Consider the following 19,822-nt stretch of genomic DNA (forward strand, 5'->3'; position numbering starts at 1 on the left):
CGCCCTGGCCTCAATGCTCGCCTTTGATTGCCTGCAATCTGGCATACCAGTGCTGCTTGCGCCCCCCCATCAATCGCGCCGCCACCGCCGCTCCCTGCTTGACCCCTATACCCTCGGCCAATAGCGCCGCCAGCAGAGCATCCGCCTCTACAGCCTGCTCGTCACCCTGCTCGACGGGCGCCGCTCCGGCAATGACGATCACGAACTCACCACGCGTCTGATTGGCATCCTGCTCCATCTGTTCCAGCAGCTGCGCAGGCGTTCCCTGCAAAAACGTCTCGAAAGTCTTGGTCAGCTCCCTGGCCAGCACCACGCTGCGCTCGGGCATCTGCTCTGCCAGCGCCTCCAACGTCGCCAGGATACGATGAGGCGACTCGTAAAACACCAGCGTCTCCTCCCGGGCCACCCACCGCTCCAGCGCCTGGCGCCTGCCACTGGACTTGGCAGGCAAAAAACCGCCAAAGGTGAAGCGATCCGTGGGCAGGCCAGCCGCCGACAGCGCCGCGATCAAGGCACAAGGACCGGGCAAGGGCACCACATGACGCCCACGCGCACGCAGCTCGCGCACCAGCACGAATCCCGGATCACAGATCAGCGGCGTGCCGGCATCACTGATCAGAGCGATGTCTTCCCCTGCCACAAGATAACGATCCAGGCTATCCACGCGCTGCACTTCGTTATGCTCATGCAGTGATATCATGGGGGTATTGACCCCCAGATGGGCCAACAAACGCCCGCTATGCCGCGTATCCTCGGCGGCGATGCGTGCCACGCTGGCAAGTATCCGAGCGGCGCGAGGCGACAGATCGTCCAAATTCCCAATTGGCGTAGCAACCACGTACAATGTGCCCGGAGGTTGGTGTGTCATCGTGACTCCCGATTTATTAATAGCTTGCCCTGACGGTGCGCTATGCTTACTCAACGTGAGATCAACCTGCTCATAGGCCGCGACAGCGCAAATGGAAACTAAGGAAGGATACATGAAACAGTCACTTCGTGGCCTGTTGGCCACTGCCTTCATGGCACTTCTCATCACCGGGTGTGCCATGCAGCCGCCCAGCGTCGTTGATCGAGCCCCCGACCAGGACGCAGGGCGACTGCTCAGCCAGGCTGAACAGCAGGCTCCCGAACAGGCTGCCCAAACGCGCCTGGAAGCGGCCAACATCCTGGCCCGCCAGGGCCAGCGAGAAAGTGCCTTCGAAGCCGCCAGCAGCATCGACGAAGCCCAGCTGGGCGATACTGACCGTTTACGCTGGGCCATGCTGTTTTCGGAACTGGCCCGCGGCATGAACGACCCGCAAGCGGTCCTGCGCGCCACGCAAGTGCTGGATGATGAGCTGCCCATGCAAGCCAACCAGCAGCAAACGCTGGCAGAGCGCCGTCAATGGGCCCAGGAAGCGCTGGATCAGCGTCCTGACGAGGTACAGGTCGCACTGCCGGAGCTGGAAGGCACCGATGTGCGACGCATTGCCGTGGCCCTGCCGGAATCCGGCCCTCTGAGCAGCGTGGCCAGCACGCTGACCACGGCCATGCGTCGCCACAATGAAATCAGTGATGATGGCGTACAGCTGACCTTCATCGACGCCTCTCAGTACTCTCTGGATGAAATCTACAGCCGTGCCGAGCAGATGAACGCACAGCTGCTGATCGGCCCACTCGACAAGGAGCAGGTGACCCAGTTGGAGGAGCGCGACAGCGTTCCACTTCCTACGCTGGCGCTCAACTACGGGCACAACTCTAGTAACCAGGCCCAGCGCCTGCTGCAGTATGGGCTGTCAGCGGAAGACGAAGCGCGCCAGGCAGCTCGCCGTGCTTATCAGGACGGGCACCGCCAGGTAGCCGTCATGGTGCCGGATAATGACTGGGGCCGCCGAGTAGGCGAAGCCTTCTGGAACGAGTACCAGCGTCTGGGCGGAGAAGTCACCAATGCCGTGCGCTACAACCCGAGCAGCCCGGTGTCCAATGCGGTACAAACAGCGCTGAATGTCAGCGGCGAACGGGCTCGTCTGGGTAACATCGACGCCCTGTTCCTGCTCGCCCTACCTGACTATGCACGCCAGGTACCGCCCACCATGGATTACTATTACGCCCCTGACCTGCCGATCTACGCCACCTCGCACCTGCATGAAGGCCGCCGACAGACTCGTCTGGACCAGGACCTCAACGATGTCATGTTCATGGACATCCCCTGGCAGATTCCTGATGCAGCCGTCGGCGGAGAAGAAGTCCTGCCTTTCTACGCTACCTACCAGCAGCTGCGCGACGAGTCCGACGCCTCCATGTTCCGCCTCATGGCCATGGGCGTCGATGCCTACGAGCTGGCCAAACGCATGTCGGACCTCTCGGACATCAATGGCCTGAACGGCAGCACCGGTCGCATGTCATTGGCCAGCGACGGCCGCATTCACCGTGAACTCCCGTGGGCAAAATTCCAGAACGGCACGCCCGCGCCCATCCTGATCCCAGGCCTCTTGGGCAATGAGCCGTAGCCCGCAACGTAGCCCGCAAAGCGCACGCTACCGAGGAGCAGCCATTGAGCGAATCGCCGCTCAATGGCTGCAGGAGCAAGGCCTTCGACTGGTGAGCAGCAACCACCATGTGAAGGGCGGCGAACTGGACCTGGTGATGTATGATCGGGATACTTTGGTGTTTATCGAGGTCAAACATCGCGCCACCACGGAGCACGGGCATCCACTGGAGACCGTGACGGCACAGAAACGTCGCCGCCTGGTAAAGGCTGCCACGCTTTATATTGCAAGGCATGGCCTCGACTGCCCCTGCCGCTTTGATATTCTAGCGATCACAGGCATGCCATCCGAGCTGACGTTCGAATGGGAACAAGCGGCTTTTGACGCTTATTAACACTCTATAACCGGGAAGCCCTGATGGACTTTCAATCTCGCATTCTCAACCACTTCAATGCCAGCATTGACACCAAAACCTATGCCAGCGAGGTGCTACCACCGTTTATCGAAGTGGCCAGCCAAATGATGGTTCAGTGCCTGGTCAATGAAGGCAAGATCCTGGCCTGCGGCAATGGCGGCAGCGCAGGCGACAGCCAGCACTTCTCTTCAGAACTGCTCAACCGCTTCGAACGCGAGCGCCCCAGCCTGCCTGCACTGGCGTTGACTACCGATACGTCGACGCTTACCTCCATCGCCAACGACTACAGCTACAACGAAGTATTTTCCAAACAGATTCGTGCGCTGGGGCAACCGGGCGATGTCCTGCTGGCCATCTCGACCAGCGGCAACTCCGCCAATATCGTGCAAGCCATCCAGGCCGCCCATGATCGCGACATGACGGTGGTGGCTCTGACAGGCCGTGACGGTGGCAACATGGCGTCGCTGCTCGGCCAGGACGACTGTGAAATTCGCGTCCCCGCCACCTCGACGGCTCGCATCCAGGAAGTCCACTTGCTGGTGATTCACTGCCTGTGTGATTTAATTGACGAACAGCTGTTTGGCGGCGCTGCCTGACAGCGCATTCAGGTCAACGGAATATATCGATAAAGGAGTCATCTCAATGGCCCTACGTTTTGCTTCTCGCTCCCTTCTGGTCGCTACGCTGTGCGGCGCGGTGCTGCTCAGCGGCTGTGCCAACAACAGCGGCTCCAACCCCTCCAACTACGACCAGCGCAGCAGCGATGTCCAGGCCGTGGATGCCACCATCGAACGCGAAGCGGAGCGCTCCCTGTCACGTTCCGATGCTCGGCTGGGTGATGCGCGGATTCGCGCCCATAGCTACAACGGCACCCTGCTGCTGGTTGGGCAGGTACCCAGCGACGAGCTGAAAAGCATGGCAGGCAACGTGGCCTCCAACCTGCGCGGCGTCAATCAGCTGCACAACGAACTGACCATTGCCGCCAACCTGCCCGCCAGCCAGCGCCTGGCCGACACCTGGTTGACCACCAATGTCATCAGCCACCTTGCCACCAATGACCAGATCGACTCTTCCAAGCTGAAAGTCACTACCGAGAATGCCACCGTGTACCTGATGGGCATGGTCACCCGCGAAGAGGCCGACCGCATCGTCAATGCGGCGTCCGGCGTGGCTGGCATTCAGCGCATCGTCAAGGTCTTCGACTACCTGAACTGAGCATCATTCTGGCAACAAAAAGCCTCGCCAGCGTGACTGGCGAGGCTTTTTTAATATAACCATTTAGCCATAACAGGCTAAAAGCTCAGCTACTTGACCACCCTGAGAGCTGGTTTCTTCCTGGGCTTTTCAGTTTCAGCCGGTGCATCTGACACCTCATTGGAAGGCGCTTCCGTCAAGGTCAGCTCGGGCCGTGCAGCCTCATCAGCAGAGGATTCGTCACCCCCCTCCAGCTCGTCGGCATCCAGTTCCGGCTCATGGCCAAAGACCATGCCCGCCCCGTTTTCACGGGCGTAGATAGCGATGAGCGCAGGGATGGGGATCATCACCTGCATGGGCTGACCCCCAAAGCGAGCGCTGAAACCAATCGCCTGGTTCTCCATGAACAGATCGCGCACCGCCGTTGGCGCTGCATTGAGCACGATCTGACCGTTCTGAACGAACTGACGCGGCACTTCCACGCCCGGCTGCGTAGCATCCACCACCAGGTAAGGCGTTAGCTCGTTATCCAGAAGCCATTCGTACAAGGCTCGGGCGAGATAGGGACGGCTCGACTTCATAAGTCTCCCTCCTCCTGACAAGTGAGGCCCCTGCACACAAGGCCAGGGGCCGTATGAATTCAGGCGCGCATCTCTTTTTCACGCTCGTTCAAGGAGTCCTTGAACGCTTCACGCTCGAATACGCGCGACATGTAGTTCAGTAGCGGCTTCACCTGCTTCTCCGGCAGCTCGATATTGAGCTCGGGCAGACGCCACAGGATGGGCGCCAGACAGCAATCTACCAGCGTAAACTCTTCGCTCATGAAATACGGCATGTCTTCGAAGATGGGCGAAATGCCGATCAGACTTTCGCGCAGCTCTTTACGCGCCTTGTCTGCCTCTTTCTTGCCACCCGTGCGGATCAGCTCGAGCATCGGGCACCATTCGCGTTCGATACGGTGCATCCACAGCCGACTTTGCGCACGTGCCACTGGGTAGACAGGCAGCAGCGGCGGATGAGGAAAGCGCTCATCCAGATACTCCATCATGACCTTGGACTCATAGAGCACCAGATCACGATCCAGCAGCGTGGGAACACTGTTGTACGGGTTGAGGTCCGCTAACTCTTCAGGTGGCTGTTCCTCAGCAACATCGACGATATCGACCGCCACTCCCTTTTCAGCCAGAACAATGCGTACACGATGACTGAAATGATCATCATTACCTGAGTAAAAGATCATTGACGACCGCTTGGCCACAACACCCATGAAAGCATCCTCGCATCAAAACAATAGACGATAGTAACACGCCCGCCGCCTTTTATGGTAAAGCGACGCAAAGCCCCTGGGGGCACATAAACAAACAAAGGGCGCACGGCTTTCGCCGTGCGCCCCGCCCACCAAGCATAGGCTAATGCTTAGTGAACATCCCGCCAGTACTCACGCTTGAGCAGGTAGGCGATCACACCAAAGATAAAGATGAAGATCAGCACCTTGGGCGCCAGTGCCTGAGCCTGCAGCTTGGAAGGCTCACCGACGTAGGCCAGGAAGTTGGTCAGGTCATAGACGGCTTCCTCGAACTCGGCAGGCTCCATGGAACCTGGCTGAGTGACTTGCAGCACTTCACAAGACTGGTACTTGCCAGACAGCGGGTCGGGCGACTGCCCTGCTACCGGCTGGTCGGTTTCCGAGCAGACCATCTCCTGAACACCCTGCAGCGGCTCCAGCACGTTGGGCATGGCCACCAGATCAAATACCGCGTTATTGACGCCCAGTGGACGGCTCGGGTCACGGTAGAAGCTCAGCAGGTAGGAGTAGATCCAGTCGGGACCGCGCAGACGACCATGCAGCGTCAGATCGGGCGGCGCAGCGCCGAACCAGCTTTCACCATCTTCCGGCAGCATGGCGATGTGCATCAGGTCGTTGTAACCCAGCGATGAAGAGAAAATCAGGTTCTCTTCGACCAGGTCCTGCGGCATGCCCAGATCATTTGCTGCACGGGAGAAGCGCTGATGCTCCAGCGAGTGACATCCCATGCAGTAGTTGACGTAGAGCTGCATACCACGCTGCAGAGACTCCTGGTCACGCAGATCCGGCGTCATGGAGTAAGGCACGTCGGGCCCTGGCGCTGCGACCGCCATCAAAGGCAGCAGCGCGAACATCAGTGCGAACAGTTGCTTTTTCATTAGCCAGTCACCCTTTCAGGAACGGGTTTAGTCTTCTCGATACTGGTGTACACCGGCATCAGAATGAAGAAGGCGAAGTAGAGCACCGTACAGATCTGGGCCACCAGCGTACGCAGCGGAGTCGCCGGAATGGCACCCAGAACACCCAGGATCACAAAGCTGATCGCAAAGATGATGAGCGCAATACGTGACAACCAGCCTTTGTAACGCATGGACTTGACCGGGCTACGATCCAACCAGGGCAGTACGAACAGAATGGCGATGGCGCCACCCATGGCCAGCACGCCCAGGAACTCGGCACGCAATCCCAGGAAGTCGAAGGTAATGGCCCGCAAGATGGCATAGAACGGCGTGAAGTACCACACCGGCGCAATGTGATCAGGCGTTACCATCGGGTTGGCTGGCTCGAAGTTGGGACGCTCGATGAAGTAACCACCCCCTTCCGGGAAGTAGAACAGCACCACCGCAAAGACGAACAGGAAGACCGCCACACCCACCAGATCCTTCACGGTGTAGTACGGATGGAAAGGAATGCCATCCAGCGGTTTGCCGGTTTCGTCTTTCTTATCCTTGATCTCGATGCCATCAGGGTTGTTGGAGCCAACTTCATGCAGGGCAATGATATGCAGCACGACCAGCGCCAGAATCACGATAGGCAGCGCCACCACATGCAGGGCAAAGAAGCGGTTCAACGTGATACCGGAAATCAGGAAGTCACCGCGGATCCACTGCGCCAGATCCGGGCCAATGCCGGGAATGGTCGCGAACAGCGAGATGATGACCTGAGCACCCCAGTAGGACATCTGACCCCAGGGCAATAGATAACCCATGAAGGCCTCTGCCATCAGCAGCAGATAGATGGCCATGCCGAAGATCCAGACCAGCTCACGCGGAGCCTTGTAAGATCCGTACATCAATGCACGGAACATATGCATGTAAATGACGACAAAGAAAGCAGAGGCGCCAGTCGAGTGCATATAGCGGATGATCCAGCCGTACTCGACGTCACGCATGATGTACTCAACGGAGCGGAAAGCGCCTTCCGCCGTGGGGTTGTAGCTCATGGTCAGCCAGACACCGGTCAGAATCTGGTTGACCAGCACCAGCAACGCCAATACACCAAAGATGTAGAGGAAGTTGAAGTTCTTCGGTGCGTAGTACCTGGTGAGGTGGTCTTGCATCATTTGCGTTGCGGGGAAGCGGTCGTCCACCCAGCGCATGATGCCGCGTTCAGCCTTGACTCGATTAGGATTACCCATTACGCGGCCTCCTCGTCTTCACCAACGATGATGTCCTCACCCTCGAAACGATAGGGCGGCACTTCAAGGTTGGTGGGTGCAGGTACGTTATTGAAGACGCGTCCGGCGAGATCGAAGTACGAACCATGGCAAGGACAGAAGAAACCGCCCGGCCAGTTGTCTGTGACTGCGGCCTCGGGCTCGGGACGGTACAGCGGAGAACAACCCAGGTGGGTACATACACCAACCATGACACCGACCTCGGGGCGCACAGAGCGCAACGGACCGGTGATATAAGCAGGCTGCTGCTCCTCCTCGGAATCCGGGTCCCGCAAGCGAGACGGGTCCAGACTCTCTGTACGCTCAATCATCTCAGGCGTACGGTTGATGATCCATACCGGCCGCCCGCGCCACTCGATGGTGACACGCTGCCCCGGTTCGAGCTTGGAAAAGTTAGCTCGAACCGGCGCACCGGCCGCCAACGCACTGGCACTAGGCTGCCAGGATGCCACAAAGGGGACCGCAACCCCGACAGCGCCCACCGCCCCCACAACGGAGGTGGCGCCCACGAGGAAACGGCGCCGGCCTTTGTTTACGCCGTTATCTGCCATTTCTGGTTTCTCCCATCAGCTTACCCGTTTCGCCGCAAAGGCGTCTTGCGGCGACGAATATCAAATACGCTCTATGTTAAAAAAACAAAGCGCTCTGCACAAGAACAACCGCCCCGGACCATGGTGGTACAGGTACTATAATTTTTTGATATTCCAATAAAAAACGCCCAGGTCCTGGACCTGGGCGTTTTTGCCGCATAGCGTAAAATTAACGCTTGGAGAACTGCGGACGACGACGCGCCTTGCGCAGACCGACTTTCTTACGCTCTACCTGACGTGCGTCACGGGTGACGTAGCCAGCGGCGCGCAGAGTCGGGCGCAGGTCTTCGTTGTAGTTCATCAGAGCACGCGTGATGCCGTGACGGATGGCGCCAGCTTGTGAAGAGCCACCACCACCTTCGACGGTCACATACACGTCGAACTGATTCAGGGTCTCGGTCAGCTCGAGGGGCTGACGAACAACCATGCGACCGGTAACGCGACCGAAGTACTCGTCGAGCTCACGGTTGTTGACGGTGATTTTGCCGGAGCCCGGCTTCAGGAACACACGAGCGGTGGAAGTCTTGCGGCGCCCGGTACCGTAATACTGCTGTGTCATGGCGAAGATTTCCTCAGATGTTCAGTTCAAGCGGCTGCTGGGCAGCATGCGGATGCTCGGCACCGGCGTACACTTTCAACTTGGAATACATGGCGCGACCCAGCGGGCCTTTCGGCAGCATGCCCTTGACAGCAGACTCGATGATGCGCTCGGGAGCGTGATCCAGCATCTTGTCGAAGGTCATGGAGCGCAGACCGCCCGGGTAGCCAGTGTGGCGGTAGTAGGTCTTGGCCTTCGCCTTGTTACCGGTCACCTGGACTTTCTCGGCATTGATGACAACGATGTAGTCGCCGGTATCAACGTGAGGGGTAAATTCGGGCTTATGCTTGCCACGCAGGCGGCGAGCAATCTCGGTTGCCAGACGACCGAGCGTTTTGTCCGTAGCGTCGACAACATACCAGTCGCGCTGGACGGACTGCGGCTTAGCACTGAACGTCTTCATGGATGAAATCACCAGATTAAGTGTGTTGGGTAGCTAACGCTATACAGTAGCGAAGCACCATCCCTATTCTTTTTGGTTGCAGCCAGAAAACAGCTACAACGTACAGCGAGGCGGCATTCTACAGTAAGAGAGTGGACAAGTTAAGTGCCATCTTTACTTTTCTCGCACGCCCCTGGCATCGCACTCAGGCAACAGAGGCGCTCAGGGTTTGTGCGGCAGCGCCAGATACTCCCGCGACTGCATCTCCTGCAAGCGCGACAGCGTCCGCTGAAATTCAAACGTTAGCTTGCCATCACTGTAAAGCGACTCGACGGGTACTTCTGCCGACATCAAGAGCTTGACGCCGCGATCATAAAACTCGTCCACCATATTGATGAAGCGGCGCGCCTGATCGTCGCTCTTGGCATCCATGCGCGGCACATTGGCCACCAGCACGGTATGAAACTCTCGAGCAAGCTCGATATAGTCGTTCTGGCTACGCGGCCCATCGCACAGTTCGGCAAATTCGAACCAGACGACATCCTCATGAAGTCGACGCGTCTTCAATACTCGATGGTTGATTTCCAGCGGCGCGCCCTCTTCTCCCGCATGACCGGCAATCTCCTTGAAGCTGCGCGCCAGCTCCTGGTCGGCAGCCTCATCCAGCGGCGCATGGAAGATCTCCGCACGCTCCAGCGCCCGTAACCGATAATCGATGCCGGAGTCTACATTCACGACGTCACAGTGGCGATTGACCAGTTCGATGGCGGGCAGGAACCGAGCGCGCTGCAGACCATCCTTGTAGAGATCGTCGGGCACGATATTGGAGGTCGCCACCAGCACGACACCACGCTCGAACAGCGCCTCCATGAGATTGGCCAGGATCATGGCATCCGTGATGTCCTTGACGAAAAATTCGTCGAAGCAGATCACCCTGGCTTCGGTTGCAAACTTGCCGGCAATCAGCGTCAGCGGGTTCTTCTCGCCCTTGTAGTGCGTCAGCTCGTTATGCACCCGCTGCATGAACCGATGAAAGTGCGTGCGCATTTTTTCAGGGAAGGGCAAGGCGTCATAAAACGTATCCACCAGGTAGGTCTTGCCACGTCCGACCCCACCCCAAAAGTAGAGCCCCTTCACCTGGGGCACCGGGGGCTTGTCTGGCTCGCTGCGCTTGCCCAGCAGCCCCGCCATCTTCGCCTTCAAGCCTTTACTGGCGACCACTGCTTTGGGCACGGTGGTGGTGGTCGACAGCAGGTCATCGTAAAGACGCTGAAGATGCTTGACCGCCTGCTCCTGAGCCGGGTCGTATTGAAAGTCACTGCGCGTCAAATCCTGCTGATAACGCTCCAGTGGCGTCAAGCGATGGGGGTGTTCAGACGCCTGACGTGCAGATACTGATGACATTAAGATGCTCCCGCAGCGCGTAGCCAGGCGTATGCATCGACGCGCACCTGCACATCCGCCGAGCACCGGCCTGACCGATAAAAAGAGCCTAATTATACGCCGACTGAGCGCTAAGCGCATGAGCGGATTGACCCAACCAGCCGTGACGCGCCTATAATGGGGCTGACCATGCAGCCATGCGATCGGTGACGCCATGCCATCGATGACATGGCGCGCACCACTATCAGGGAGAATACCGTGGAAGCAAGCTCGCCAATCATTTTTGCCGTTGTAGGTCTCGTCGTTGGCTTTCTCATTGGCCTTGCCTGCTATCGCCTGTTCAGCAAGAGCGAGAAAGACATGGCTGCGCTGAAGCAAACGCTACTGGAGCGCGAGCACAAGATCGCGGAACTTAAACAAGCCATGGGCAGCAGCCTGACGGGCATCCAGCAACGTCTTGACAGCATTCGTCAGGAGGCGGACCAAATCGAAGCCCAGATCGCCGACGAGGCGGCTCAATGGCAGCTCACCAGCGTCAAGGCCTCCCATCACAAAGCAGCGGCCACGGCAGAAAACGATGCCGACCTTGCCATGCCCCGCGATTACGCGGCTGGCAAGAACGGCACGCTTTCCGAAGACTTCGGGCTGAAAGAGCATCAGAAATCAGACAGCGATACGCTTGCGCAACCTCCACGCTACTGATCTACGCTCACCAGGGCGCCCCTGAGCGCCCTGGTCGCACGTCACTTTTCTCCGAGTCAGGCCGGGTTGTCGATATCCACGAAACGATGCTCGACATCGAACTGGCTCGCCAACCACTCGCCCAAGGCCTGCACCCCATAACGCTCGGTAGCATGGTGCCCTGCCGCGATGTAATGAATACCCAGCTCACGCGCCAGGTGCGTAGTGCGTTCGGAAATCTCCCCTGACACGAATACCTGAGCACCTGCTTGGTGGGCAGCCGTGATCATGTCCTGGGCCCCACCCGTGCACCAGGCAATTCGCTCCACTGGCCCCGCCAGCGGCGCCACGACGACCAGCGCCTGACGCTGAAGGGCATGGCTCAACTGATCGGCCAACGTGGTCAGCGGCTGCGGCGTCACCAGACGCCCGGACCACAGCAACCCTTCGCCCAGCTCGCCGTCCAGACACCCCTCGACCTTCCATCCCAGGCGCCGCGCCAATTCGGCGTTATTGCCCAGCTCTGCATGGGCATCCAGCGGCAGGTGATACGCCAGCAAACTCATGTCGTGGGCCATCAGCGTCTTGATGCGCTTCTGCTTCATCCCGGTAATCGCTACTGGCTCGTTCTTCCAAAAATAGCCGTGATGTACCAGCACCATATCCGCCTGCCAGGCCACCGCCTCGTCGAGCAACGCCTGGCAGGCCGTCACGCCGGTCATGACCCGCCGAACCGTCTCTCGCCCCTCGACTTGCAGGCCATTGATGGTGTAATCCTTGAATTGACCAGCGCGGAGCTGGTGGTCACATGCAGCGACGAGTTGATCGCGATGGTTCACGTGGTCTCCTTAATTGTTGCCACTGCCCCGTGGGGAAGCGAGGCGTTAAGTGTTACCATAACCTCCATTGTAAACTCGCTGCACGTTATCGCGAACCTCGCGACCTGCTGAAGACCGCCATCCGCTGAGGAATGCTTGCATGCACCGCCTTGTGCTGCCCTATCTCTGGCCCATTACCACGGGCCTTCTGCTGGCCGCAGTCATTCTGCTGGCCTTCCCTCAACAAATTCCCAACCCGTTTCGTCAATCTCCCCCTGCCAGCGTAGAGCCCCAGCCAGCGCTGGTCGCGACCAATAGCGAGTCGACGGCCAACCGGCCCGCCCCCGAAATACGCCAGGCCGCGCCACTTACGCGTAGCCAGGGGCCTGCCAGCTACGCCAACGCCGTCAACCAGGCCGCGCCAGCGGTGGTCAACATTTATTCGTCGCGCATCGTGTCGCGGGACCAGCACCCGCTGATGTCTGACCCGTTCTTCCAGCAATTTTTCGGCGGTGACGATGCGACGACCCACCAGCGCATGCTGTCCAGCCTGGGTTCCGGGGTCATCGTCAGTGACGACGGCTATGTGCTTACCAATCATCACGTGATCAGCGGCGCCGACCAGATACAAGTGGCGCTGCGCGACGGCCGCGAAACACTGGCTCAAGTGATTGGCACCGACCCGGAAAGCGATCTGGCAGTGTTGCGCATTCAACTGGACAACCTACCTGTGATCGAACTGGCTGACTCGAAGGAAGTGGCCGTGGGCGATGTGGCGCTGGCAATAGGCAACCCCTTTGGGGTTGGCCAGACAGTGACCATGGGCATTATTAGCGCCACGGGGCGCAGCCACCTGGGGTTGAATGCCTATGAAGATTTCATCCAAACCGACGCGGCCATCAACCCGGGCAACTCAGGCGGAGCACTGGTCAACCCTGACGGTGCACTGGTAGGCATCAATACGGCGATCTTTTCACGCTCGGGAGGCTCACAGGGAATAGGCTTCGCCATTCCGGCCAACCTTGCCCACAGCATCCTTGACGAACTGGTCACCCGCGGCCGGGTGATTCGTGGCTGGCTGGGCATCGAGGCTCAGGCGCTATCGCGGGAACTGGCCGCCTCGTTTGGGTTACGTACTCCCCAAGGCGTCATCGTGGCCGGCGTGGTCAGCGGTGGGCCAGCAGCGGAGGCAGGGCTTCAGCCTGGCGATGTGCTGCTCTCCATCGATGACCAGGTGATCATGGATGCACGCGCCACCATGAGCGAGATTGCCTCCATCCCACCGGGCACCAGGCTACCGCTGACCATCGTGCGCAGCGGTGAGCGCATGGAGGTCACCCTGGAAGTGGGCGAGCGCCCCGTGCCCACCAATGCGACGTCCGAAGATCGGCAGAGCGGCTCCTGAAGCCGCTCCCCCATACCTTACTTGCTGCGAATACGATACTCGGCCGAGCGTGCATGGGCCGTCAGGTATTCGCCTCGGGCGAGGACCGACGCCACTTTGCCCAGTTCGGACGCTCCTTCAGGAGAGCAGTGAATGATCGAAGAGCGCTTCTGGAAGTCATAAACCCCCAGCGGTGACGAGAAGCGCGCCGTGCCGGACGTCGGCAGTACGTGATTGGGGCCCGCGCAGTAGTCACCCAGGGCCTCCGACGTATGACGCCCCATGAAGATGGCGCCTGCATGGCGGATCTCCTCTAGCCACGCCTCGGGCTCGGCCACGGAGAGCTCCAGGTGCTCCGGCGCTATGCGATTGATCATCTCGACGGCGTCGGCCGGGTGCTGACAGAGAATCAGCGCCCCCCGGCGCTTGAGCGAAGCACGCGCAATCTCCTCGCGCTCCAGCGTAGGCAGCAGTCGTTCGATGGAAGCCGCGACGGCATCCAGGTGCTCGGCGTGCCAACTGACCAGAATCGCCTGGGCATCTTCATCATGCTCAGCCTGGGAGAACAGATCCATGGCCAACCAATCAGGGTCGGTCTGCCCATCGGAGACCACCATGATTTCTGACGGCCCGGCAATCATGTCGATACCTACCTGCCCGAAGACCGCACGCTTGGCGGTGGCCACGTAAATATTGCCGGGGCCCACGATCTTGTCGACACGGGGTACGCTCTGGGTGCCATAAGCCAAGGCTGCAACTGCCTGCGCCCCACCGATGGTGAAGACATGATCGACACCGGCCAGGTGTGCCGCCGCCAGCACCAGATCGTTCAGCACACCGTCAGGGGTCGGCACCACCATGACGATCTCACGCACGCCAGCCACGTGGGCGGGTATCGCATTCATCAGCACCGAAGAAGGATAGGCCGCCTTGCCGCCCGGCACATAGATACCAGCGCGGTCCAGTGGCGTCACCTTTTGTCCCAGCACCGTGCCATCGGCCTCTTGATACTGCCAGGACTCCGGCTTCTGCCGCTCGTGGTAGCGACGAATGCGCTCCGCTGCCACGGCCAGCGCTTCACGCTGTTCCGACGGCAGCCCCTCATACGCCGTTTTCAACTGCTCGGGCGACAGGCGCAATTGCTCCATGGAGTCGACGGCCAGCCGATCGAAGCGGTTGGTGGCATCGATGACGGCCTGATCACCGCGCTGTTTGACGTCCGCCAGTATTTCATCGACACGGGCCTGCACGGCGCTATCGGACACGCCCTCCCAGTCCAGCAGCGCATCCAGCTGACGGTGGAAGCCCGGCTCAGTGGTAGAGAGCCGAGCAATGGTGGCAGTGGTTGTCTCACTCATGGCGAACCTCGTGTCATTCGGCAGGCAGCAATTGACGTTGCTTTACGGCACTTTCCAAACGCGCCAGTAGCGGTTTGATACGATCATGCTTCATGGTCATGGCCGCCTTGTTAACTACCAGGCGGGTGCTGATATGGGCAATCAACTCCCTCGGCTCCATGCCGTTGGCACGCAGCGTATTGCCGGTATCGACGATATCGACGATCTCGTCGGCGAGGTTCATCAACGGCGCCAGCTCCATGGCGCCGTACAGCTTGATCACCTCTGCCTGAATGCCCTGCTCGGCGTAGTAGCGGCGCGCCACGTTGACGAATTTGGTCGCTACCCGGCGACGGGCTCGCGCCGGGGGCTGCCCGGTCACGCCTGCCGTCATCAGCTTGCAGCGGGCAATGTCCAGATCCAGCGGCTCGTACAGCCCCTCGGCACCATGCTCCAGCAGTACATCCTTGCCCGCCACGCCCACGTCGGCGGCCCCCAACTGTACATAGGTCGGTACATCGGTGGCGCGAATGATGACCAGCTTCACATCCGGCAGGTTGGTGTCGAACAGCAGCTTGCGACTCTTGCTCAGGTCTTCGGCGGGTGTAATACCCGCATCTGCCAACAGCGGCAGTGTCTCGTCCAGAATACGCCCTTTCGAGAGGGCCAGGATCAATTGCTTACTCATGGTGTAAGGCCAATGGTTGGTCACATGGCTTAGCCGGGGATGCGACGAATCTTCGCCCCCAGCAGCTGAAGTTTTTCCTCGATACACTCATAACCGCGATCAATATGATAGATACGATCCACCAGCGTCTCGCCTTCGGCCATCATGGCCGCAATCACCAGAGACGCCGAGGCACGCAGGTCCGTCGCCATGACCGGTGCACCCGACAGTTTGTCGACGCCCTTGATGAGGGCCGCGTTGCCCTCCAGCACGATATTGGCCCCCATGCGATTGAGCTCTTGCACGTGCATGAAACGGTTTTCGAAGATCGTCTCCACCACGCGAGAGTGCCCTTCTGCCACCGCATTCATGGCCACGAACTGCGCCTGCATGTCGGTGGGAAATGCCGGATAAGGCGCGGTACGAATATTGACGGCCTTGGGGCGCTTGCCATGCATATCCAGCGCGATCCAGTCGTCACCACTGGTGATCTCGGCACCGGCCTCTTCCAGCTTGGCCAGCACTGCCTCGAGGATATCGGCGCGAGTGCGCTTGACCTTGACACGCCCACCGGTCATGGCAGCCGCCACCAGAAACGTGCCGGTTTCGATACGATCCGGCATCACATCGTGTTCACAGCCGTGCAGGGAAGGCACCCCATCGATGATGATGGTATCGGTGCCATGCCCCTTGATCTTCGCGCCCATCTTGATCAGGCACTCGGCAAGGTCCACGACCTCGGGCTCACGAGCAGCATTTTCAAGAATGGTACGGCCATCGGCCAGGGTCGCGGCCATCAGCAGGTTCTCGGTGCCTGTCACGGTCACCGTATCGAAGAAGATCGTGGCCCCCTTGAGGCGACCCTCTACGCGCGCACGAATATAGCCCGCTTCCACGTGGATTTCGGCACCCATGGCCTCCAGACCACGCAGATGCAGATCCACCGGGCGCGAACCAATGGCACACCCGCCAGGCAGCGAGACGTCGGCCTTGCCGAAGTGCGCCAACAACGGGCCCAGTACCAGAATCGAGGCGCGCATTTTCTTGACCAGCTCGTAAGGCGCATGGCACTGAGTCACTTGAGAGCCATCCAACTGAATGCTCAGCTTCTCACCCATGACAGGCTCGACGCCCATCCGGCCCAACAGCTCCAGCGTCGTGGTGATATCCTGCAAGTGCGGCAAATTGCCGATCACGACGGGGCCATCGGCCAACAGGCTGGCACACAGAATGGGCAGCGCCGCGTTCTTGGCGCCACTGGCCCACACTTCTCCGTCAACGCAACCGTTGCCGGTAATAATCAGCTTATCCATGGGCAGGCCGTTACTCAGCACTTTGCGATGCAGTTTGCCACTGCGTCGGGGTAAACGTTTTGATGCTGATAGCGTGGAGGGCACCGGACGCGATTTCATCACTCAGCGCGGCGTAGACCAGCTGCTGGCGCTTTACGGGTGAAAGACCTTCAAAGGCTTCGCCAACCGCAATCACCTGAAAATTGCAGCCTTCTCCCTGGATGTGAAACTCACACCCATCGATGCGGGATTCAAGCAGTGCTTTGACCTCGTTGGGTTGCATAAGCCAGGAAACTCCTTTGGGGTCGAAAAGAATGTGCGGAAAAGCCACATGATAAAGAAAAGCATCACGCTTGGCGATGCTGGCGGCATGCCAAAGAGAAGATAGCAGCCCGCAGGCTGCTTTATGGAGAAGGATTACTGCACGGGGCTGTGCTGAGCTATCAAGGGCTCCAGCTCTGCCAGCGTCGCCAGACGCTGGAGCGGCGGCGATAGCACGATCGCGCTCACCGGCAACTGCCTGGCCTGGCTCGCTCGCAGCCACTCGAACATCACGCTCAAGGCAGCGCTACTGGCAACATCGACACCGCTGAAGTCGAACTGAACCGACGTGGAACGGGTGGTTCGCAGCCAGCTTACCCCCGCCGCCGCCACATCGGCGGCGGCGTTCATGCTCAAGTCACCGGACACCACCAACCCATCCGGTTGCTCGGCCAGCGAGACATTCGGGCGGTCGAGCAGCGTGCTCACGCATCGCCCCCTTGCTCCAGCTCTTCGACGCCGATGTCCGGCGACCAGCCACGAATGACCGCATCGTAATCGCGATTGTTTTCACGCATGGCCTGATCGAACTGATTGCGGAACGTGAGACCCAGGTTGATGCCATTGACGATCACGTTGACCACACGCCACTCACCATTGGCCAGCCGCAGGCTGTAGGTGACCGGGTAGACCTGGCCGTTGTTGGCCACCACTTCCATATCGACGCTGGCTTGATCTTCGTGACGCTGGGCACGCTGCTGACTCAACACACGCAGCTCATCGTAGTCGAAGGTCACCAGACCACGCGTGTAGGTATCGATCAGCGTCTGGCGGAAGACATCCGCAAAGCGGCTGCGCTGCTCTGGCGTAGCGTTGCGGAAGTAACTGCCCATGACGCTGGCGCCGATGTAACGGAAATCGGCAATATCATCCAGGCTATCGTTGACCAGTGCCTTCAGCTCATCGAGGTTATTGGCGTAATAGTCTTCACGCCCTTCGATTTGCGCCATGAATTCGTCGATGTTGTTGCGAATCATCTGTTCGGGCGATTGAGATTGCGCCTTGGCCAAGGCAGGCAAGGCCATCAACAGCATGGCAAGGGCAACCCACCGGGAAAAAATCACTGTCATTTTCTGCATCGTTACACCTCTATAATCTGGCACCATCACCATTGACGCTTAGTTGCTGACCATATTGGACACGAACTGCTGAATAAGTTCTTCCAACACCAGCGCGGATTGCGTATCGCGAATCGTGTCACCATCCTGTAGCACCTCCGGGGCGCCGCCCACACTCAGACCAATGTACTGCTCGCCCAGCAGCCCCGCCGTCAGAATGGCCGCCGTGGTATCCTGGGAAAGCTGGCCTTCCAGGTCACTGTTCAGGCTCAGTACCACGCGTGCGTCGTACCACTCTCGGTCCAGCTCGATGGCCTCGACACGTCCAACGGTCACGCCCGCCATGGTGACGCGGGCACGCGGCTTGAGGCCGCCGATATTGGAGAAGTTGGCTTCCAGACGGAACGTGTCAGACGCGCCCGAAAGCGTCAAACCGCTGACTCTCAGCCCCAGAAAGACCAGGCCGATGATCCCCGCCAACATGAACAGGCCAACGCCAAACTCCATGGTTTTACTGCGCTTCATGACACCACCCCAGCTATTGAAGGCCGCCGAACATGACGGCGGTTAAAACGAAATCCAGCCCCAGCACCGCCAGCGATGAGTACACCACCGTACGAGTGGTCGCCCGAGAAATGCCTTCGGACGTGGGAATCAGATCATAGCCCTGGAACACGGCGATCCAGGTCACCACCAGGGCAAACACCAGGCTCTTGATCATGCCGTTACCGACATCGTTGATGAACGAGACGCTGGACTGCATGTTGCTCCAGTAAGAGCCTTCGAAAACGCCCAGCCACTCGACGCCCACCAGATAGCCGCCCCAGATACCCACCACACTGAATCCCACGGTGAGAATCGGCAGCGCCACGAACCCGGCCCAAAGCCGCGGGGCCACTATGCGACGCAATGGGTCAACGCCAATCATTTCCATGCTGGTCAACTGTTCGGTGGCCTTCATCAAACCAATTTCGGCGGTCAACGCCGAACCAGCCCGCCCTGCAAAAAGCAGCGCTGCCACCACCGGCGCCAGCTCCCGCAGCAACGACAGCGCCACCATCTGCCCCAATGCCTGCTCGGCACCAAAGTCCACCAGAATGGTGTAGCCCTGAAGCGCCAGCACCATGCCGATGAACAGTCCGGACACCAGCACGATAGCCAGAGAAAGCACGCCGACAAAATGCATTTGACGAAGCCACAGAGCCCACCCTTCACGGGAAGGCACCCCGACCGCCGACTGCGCGAGAAACACTGCCGCGCGCCCCAGCGCTTCGACCATCTCGCATCCCTTGCGCCCCAATCGCGTGATGGGCGCTACCCACTGTAAGAGTCTTGACTGCATTTACCCTGCCCCGCTTGCTGGATCGTGACCGAGAATGTCTCGGTAAAGGGTGTTGCCAGGATAGTGAAACGGCACAGGGCCGTCCGGCTCACCATGCATGAACTGACTGACTCTGGGGTCCTCGTTGACATCCAGCGACGCCGGCGTGCCATGCGCCACCACCTGGCCATCGGCGATCAGGTAGAGATAGTCGGCAATGCTCAAGGTCTCCTTGATGTCATGGGAAACCACTACAGAGGTCAGCGACATGGCCTGGTTCAAGCGCTTGATAAGCTGCACCAGTACGCCCATGGAAATAGGGTCCTGGCCCACAAAGGGCTCATCATAGAGAATCAGCTCCGGGTCCAGCGCCACGGCCCGCGCCAGCGCCACCCGGCGGGCCATGCCCCCCGAAAGCTCGGCGGGCGACA

General features: G+C 59.5%; 25 protein-coding genes. 6 read left to right on the top strand and 19 right to left on the bottom strand.

The genetic code is table 11. The features are described 5' to 3' along the window. Positions 1-10: 10 nt before the first annotated feature. Complete coding sequence (rsmI, locus tag B7L72_RS10340) at positions 11-868, bottom strand: 16S rRNA (cytidine(1402)-2'-O)-methyltransferase (protein WP_081194144.1); 858 nt, start codon at positions 866-868, stop codon at positions 11-13. A 112-nt stretch (positions 869-980) separates the two neighbouring features. Between rsmI and B7L72_RS10345 the strand changes: the two genes are divergently transcribed. Genes B7L72_RS10345 through B7L72_RS10360 form a run of 4 tightly spaced genes read left to right on the top strand, consistent with a single transcriptional unit; the run spans position 981 to position 4,098 of the window. Continuing rightward, entirely contained in the window at positions 981-2,489 is a 1,509-nt protein-coding gene (locus B7L72_RS10345) for a penicillin-binding protein activator (protein ID WP_081194146.1), read from the top strand. Next, a complete protein-coding gene (locus tag B7L72_RS10350; RefSeq protein WP_081194148.1) occupies positions 2,479-2,862 on the top strand; it encodes a YraN family protein in 384 nt (127 codons plus the stop codon). The genes B7L72_RS10345 and B7L72_RS10350 overlap by 11 nt, the downstream gene beginning before the upstream one ends. A gap of 23 nt (positions 2,863-2,885) precedes the next feature. Further along, positions 2,886-3,479 carry a phosphoheptose isomerase gene (locus B7L72_RS10355; RefSeq protein WP_016913507.1) on the top strand — a complete coding sequence of 198 codons (594 nt, stop codon included), beginning with the start codon at positions 2,886-2,888 and terminating at the stop codon, positions 3,477-3,479. Between the two features lie 46 nt (positions 3,480-3,525). Then, on the top strand, positions 3,526-4,098 hold the full coding sequence (locus B7L72_RS10360) for a BON domain-containing protein (protein ID WP_081194150.1): 573 nt from the start codon (positions 3,526-3,528) through the stop codon (positions 4,096-4,098). A gap of 89 nt (positions 4,099-4,187) precedes the next feature. Here the strand turns inward: B7L72_RS10360 and B7L72_RS10365 are convergent, their stop codons facing one another. The 8 genes from B7L72_RS10365 to zapE all read right to left on the bottom strand — a co-directional run bounded on the left by B7L72_RS10365 (position 4,188) and on the right by zapE (position 10,533). Next, positions 4,188-4,658, bottom strand: coding sequence for a ClpXP protease specificity-enhancing factor (locus B7L72_RS10365; RefSeq protein ID WP_081194152.1), 471 nt, complete (start codon positions 4,656-4,658; stop codon positions 4,188-4,190). 59 nt (positions 4,659-4,717) lie between these two features. Then, on the bottom strand, positions 4,718-5,344 hold the full coding sequence (gene sspA / locus B7L72_RS10370; protein ID WP_081194154.1) for a stringent starvation protein SspA: 627 nt from the start codon (positions 5,342-5,344) through the stop codon (positions 4,718-4,720). A 149-nt stretch (positions 5,345-5,493) separates the two neighbouring features. Next, the gene (locus B7L72_RS10375) at positions 5,494-6,261 is read right to left on the bottom strand and encodes a cytochrome c1 (RefSeq protein WP_016913503.1); all 768 of its coding nucleotides are present in this window, start codon (positions 6,259-6,261) and stop codon (positions 5,494-5,496) included. Further along, positions 6,261-7,520 carry a cytochrome b gene (locus B7L72_RS10380; protein WP_081194156.1) on the bottom strand — a complete coding sequence of 420 codons (1,260 nt, stop codon included), beginning with the start codon at positions 7,518-7,520 and terminating at the stop codon, positions 6,261-6,263. Before B7L72_RS10380 ends, B7L72_RS10375 begins: the two co-directional genes overlap by 1 nt. Continuing rightward, a complete protein-coding gene (petA, locus tag B7L72_RS10385; protein WP_016913501.1) occupies positions 7,520-8,110 on the bottom strand; it encodes a ubiquinol-cytochrome c reductase iron-sulfur subunit in 591 nt (196 codons plus the stop codon). The genes B7L72_RS10380 and petA overlap by 1 nt, the downstream gene beginning before the upstream one ends. Before the next feature lie 208 nt (positions 8,111-8,318). Beyond that, positions 8,319-8,708 carry a 30S ribosomal protein S9 gene (rpsI, locus tag B7L72_RS10390; RefSeq protein WP_016913500.1) on the bottom strand — a complete coding sequence of 130 codons (390 nt, stop codon included), beginning with the start codon at positions 8,706-8,708 and terminating at the stop codon, positions 8,319-8,321. Positions 8,709-8,721: 13 nt separating this feature from the next. Continuing rightward, a complete protein-coding gene (gene rplM, locus B7L72_RS10395; protein WP_016913499.1) occupies positions 8,722-9,150 on the bottom strand; it encodes a 50S ribosomal protein L13 in 429 nt (142 codons plus the stop codon). Between the two features lie 201 nt (positions 9,151-9,351). Further along, positions 9,352-10,533 carry a cell division protein ZapE gene (gene zapE, locus B7L72_RS10400; RefSeq protein WP_081194158.1) on the bottom strand — a complete coding sequence of 394 codons (1,182 nt, stop codon included), beginning with the start codon at positions 10,531-10,533 and terminating at the stop codon, positions 9,352-9,354. Between the two features lie 237 nt (positions 10,534-10,770). Between zapE and B7L72_RS10405 the strand changes: the two genes are divergently transcribed. Continuing rightward, the gene (locus B7L72_RS10405) at positions 10,771-11,214 is read left to right on the top strand and encodes a ZapG family protein (protein WP_081194160.1); all 444 of its coding nucleotides are present in this window, start codon (positions 10,771-10,773) and stop codon (positions 11,212-11,214) included. A gap of 56 nt (positions 11,215-11,270) precedes the next feature. Here B7L72_RS10405 and B7L72_RS10410 read toward each other — a convergent pair whose 3' ends face one another. Next, entirely contained in the window at positions 11,271-12,032 is a 762-nt protein-coding gene (locus B7L72_RS10410; protein ID WP_081194162.1) for a Nif3-like dinuclear metal center hexameric protein, read from the bottom strand. Between the two features lie 139 nt (positions 12,033-12,171). Here B7L72_RS10410 and B7L72_RS10415 point away from each other — a divergent pair, with 139 nt between their 5' ends. Continuing rightward, on the top strand, positions 12,172-13,416 hold the full coding sequence (locus B7L72_RS10415) for a Do family serine endopeptidase (RefSeq protein WP_016913495.1): 1,245 nt from the start codon (positions 12,172-12,174) through the stop codon (positions 13,414-13,416). A gap of 17 nt (positions 13,417-13,433) precedes the next feature. Here the strand turns inward: B7L72_RS10415 and hisD are convergent, their stop codons facing one another. The 9 genes from hisD to B7L72_RS10460 form a co-directional block, all read right to left on the bottom strand. Beyond that, entirely contained in the window at positions 13,434-14,753 is a 1,320-nt protein-coding gene (gene hisD / locus B7L72_RS10420; protein WP_081137025.1) for a histidinol dehydrogenase, read from the bottom strand. A 13-nt stretch (positions 14,754-14,766) separates the two neighbouring features. After that, positions 14,767-15,420, bottom strand: coding sequence for an ATP phosphoribosyltransferase (gene hisG, locus B7L72_RS10425; RefSeq protein WP_026001641.1), 654 nt, complete (start codon positions 15,418-15,420; stop codon positions 14,767-14,769). 29 nt (positions 15,421-15,449) lie between these two features. After that, positions 15,450-16,712, bottom strand: a complete 1,263-nt coding sequence (gene murA, locus B7L72_RS10430; RefSeq protein ID WP_081194164.1) for a UDP-N-acetylglucosamine 1-carboxyvinyltransferase — start codon at positions 16,710-16,712, stop codon at positions 15,450-15,452. Positions 16,713-16,722: 10 nt separating this feature from the next. Beyond that, entirely contained in the window at positions 16,723-16,974 is a 252-nt protein-coding gene (locus B7L72_RS10435) for a BolA family protein (protein WP_016913491.1), read from the bottom strand. A 134-nt stretch (positions 16,975-17,108) separates the two neighbouring features. Next, positions 17,109-17,441 carry an STAS domain-containing protein gene (locus B7L72_RS10440; protein ID WP_016913490.1) on the bottom strand — a complete coding sequence of 111 codons (333 nt, stop codon included), beginning with the start codon at positions 17,439-17,441 and terminating at the stop codon, positions 17,109-17,111. Beyond that, positions 17,438-18,091, bottom strand: coding sequence for an MlaC/ttg2D family ABC transporter substrate-binding protein (locus B7L72_RS10445; protein ID WP_016913489.1), 654 nt, complete (start codon positions 18,089-18,091; stop codon positions 17,438-17,440). Before B7L72_RS10445 ends, B7L72_RS10440 begins: the two co-directional genes overlap by 4 nt. Positions 18,092-18,130: 39 nt before the next feature. Next, positions 18,131-18,595, bottom strand: a complete 465-nt coding sequence (mlaD, locus tag B7L72_RS10450; RefSeq protein WP_016913488.1) for an outer membrane lipid asymmetry maintenance protein MlaD — start codon at positions 18,593-18,595, stop codon at positions 18,131-18,133. A 13-nt stretch (positions 18,596-18,608) separates the two neighbouring features. Then, positions 18,609-19,412, bottom strand: coding sequence for a lipid asymmetry maintenance ABC transporter permease subunit MlaE (gene mlaE / locus B7L72_RS10455; RefSeq protein ID WP_081194166.1), 804 nt, complete (start codon positions 19,410-19,412; stop codon positions 18,609-18,611). Further along, the coding region (locus tag B7L72_RS10460; RefSeq protein WP_139788498.1) for an ATP-binding cassette domain-containing protein at positions 19,413-19,822 on the bottom strand (410 nt) is incomplete at its 5' end.

Source organism: Halomonas sp. BC1 (assembly GCF_002078135.1).
In the GTDB taxonomy this organism is placed as follows: domain Bacteria; phylum Pseudomonadota; class Gammaproteobacteria; order Pseudomonadales; family Halomonadaceae; genus Vreelandella; species Vreelandella stevensii.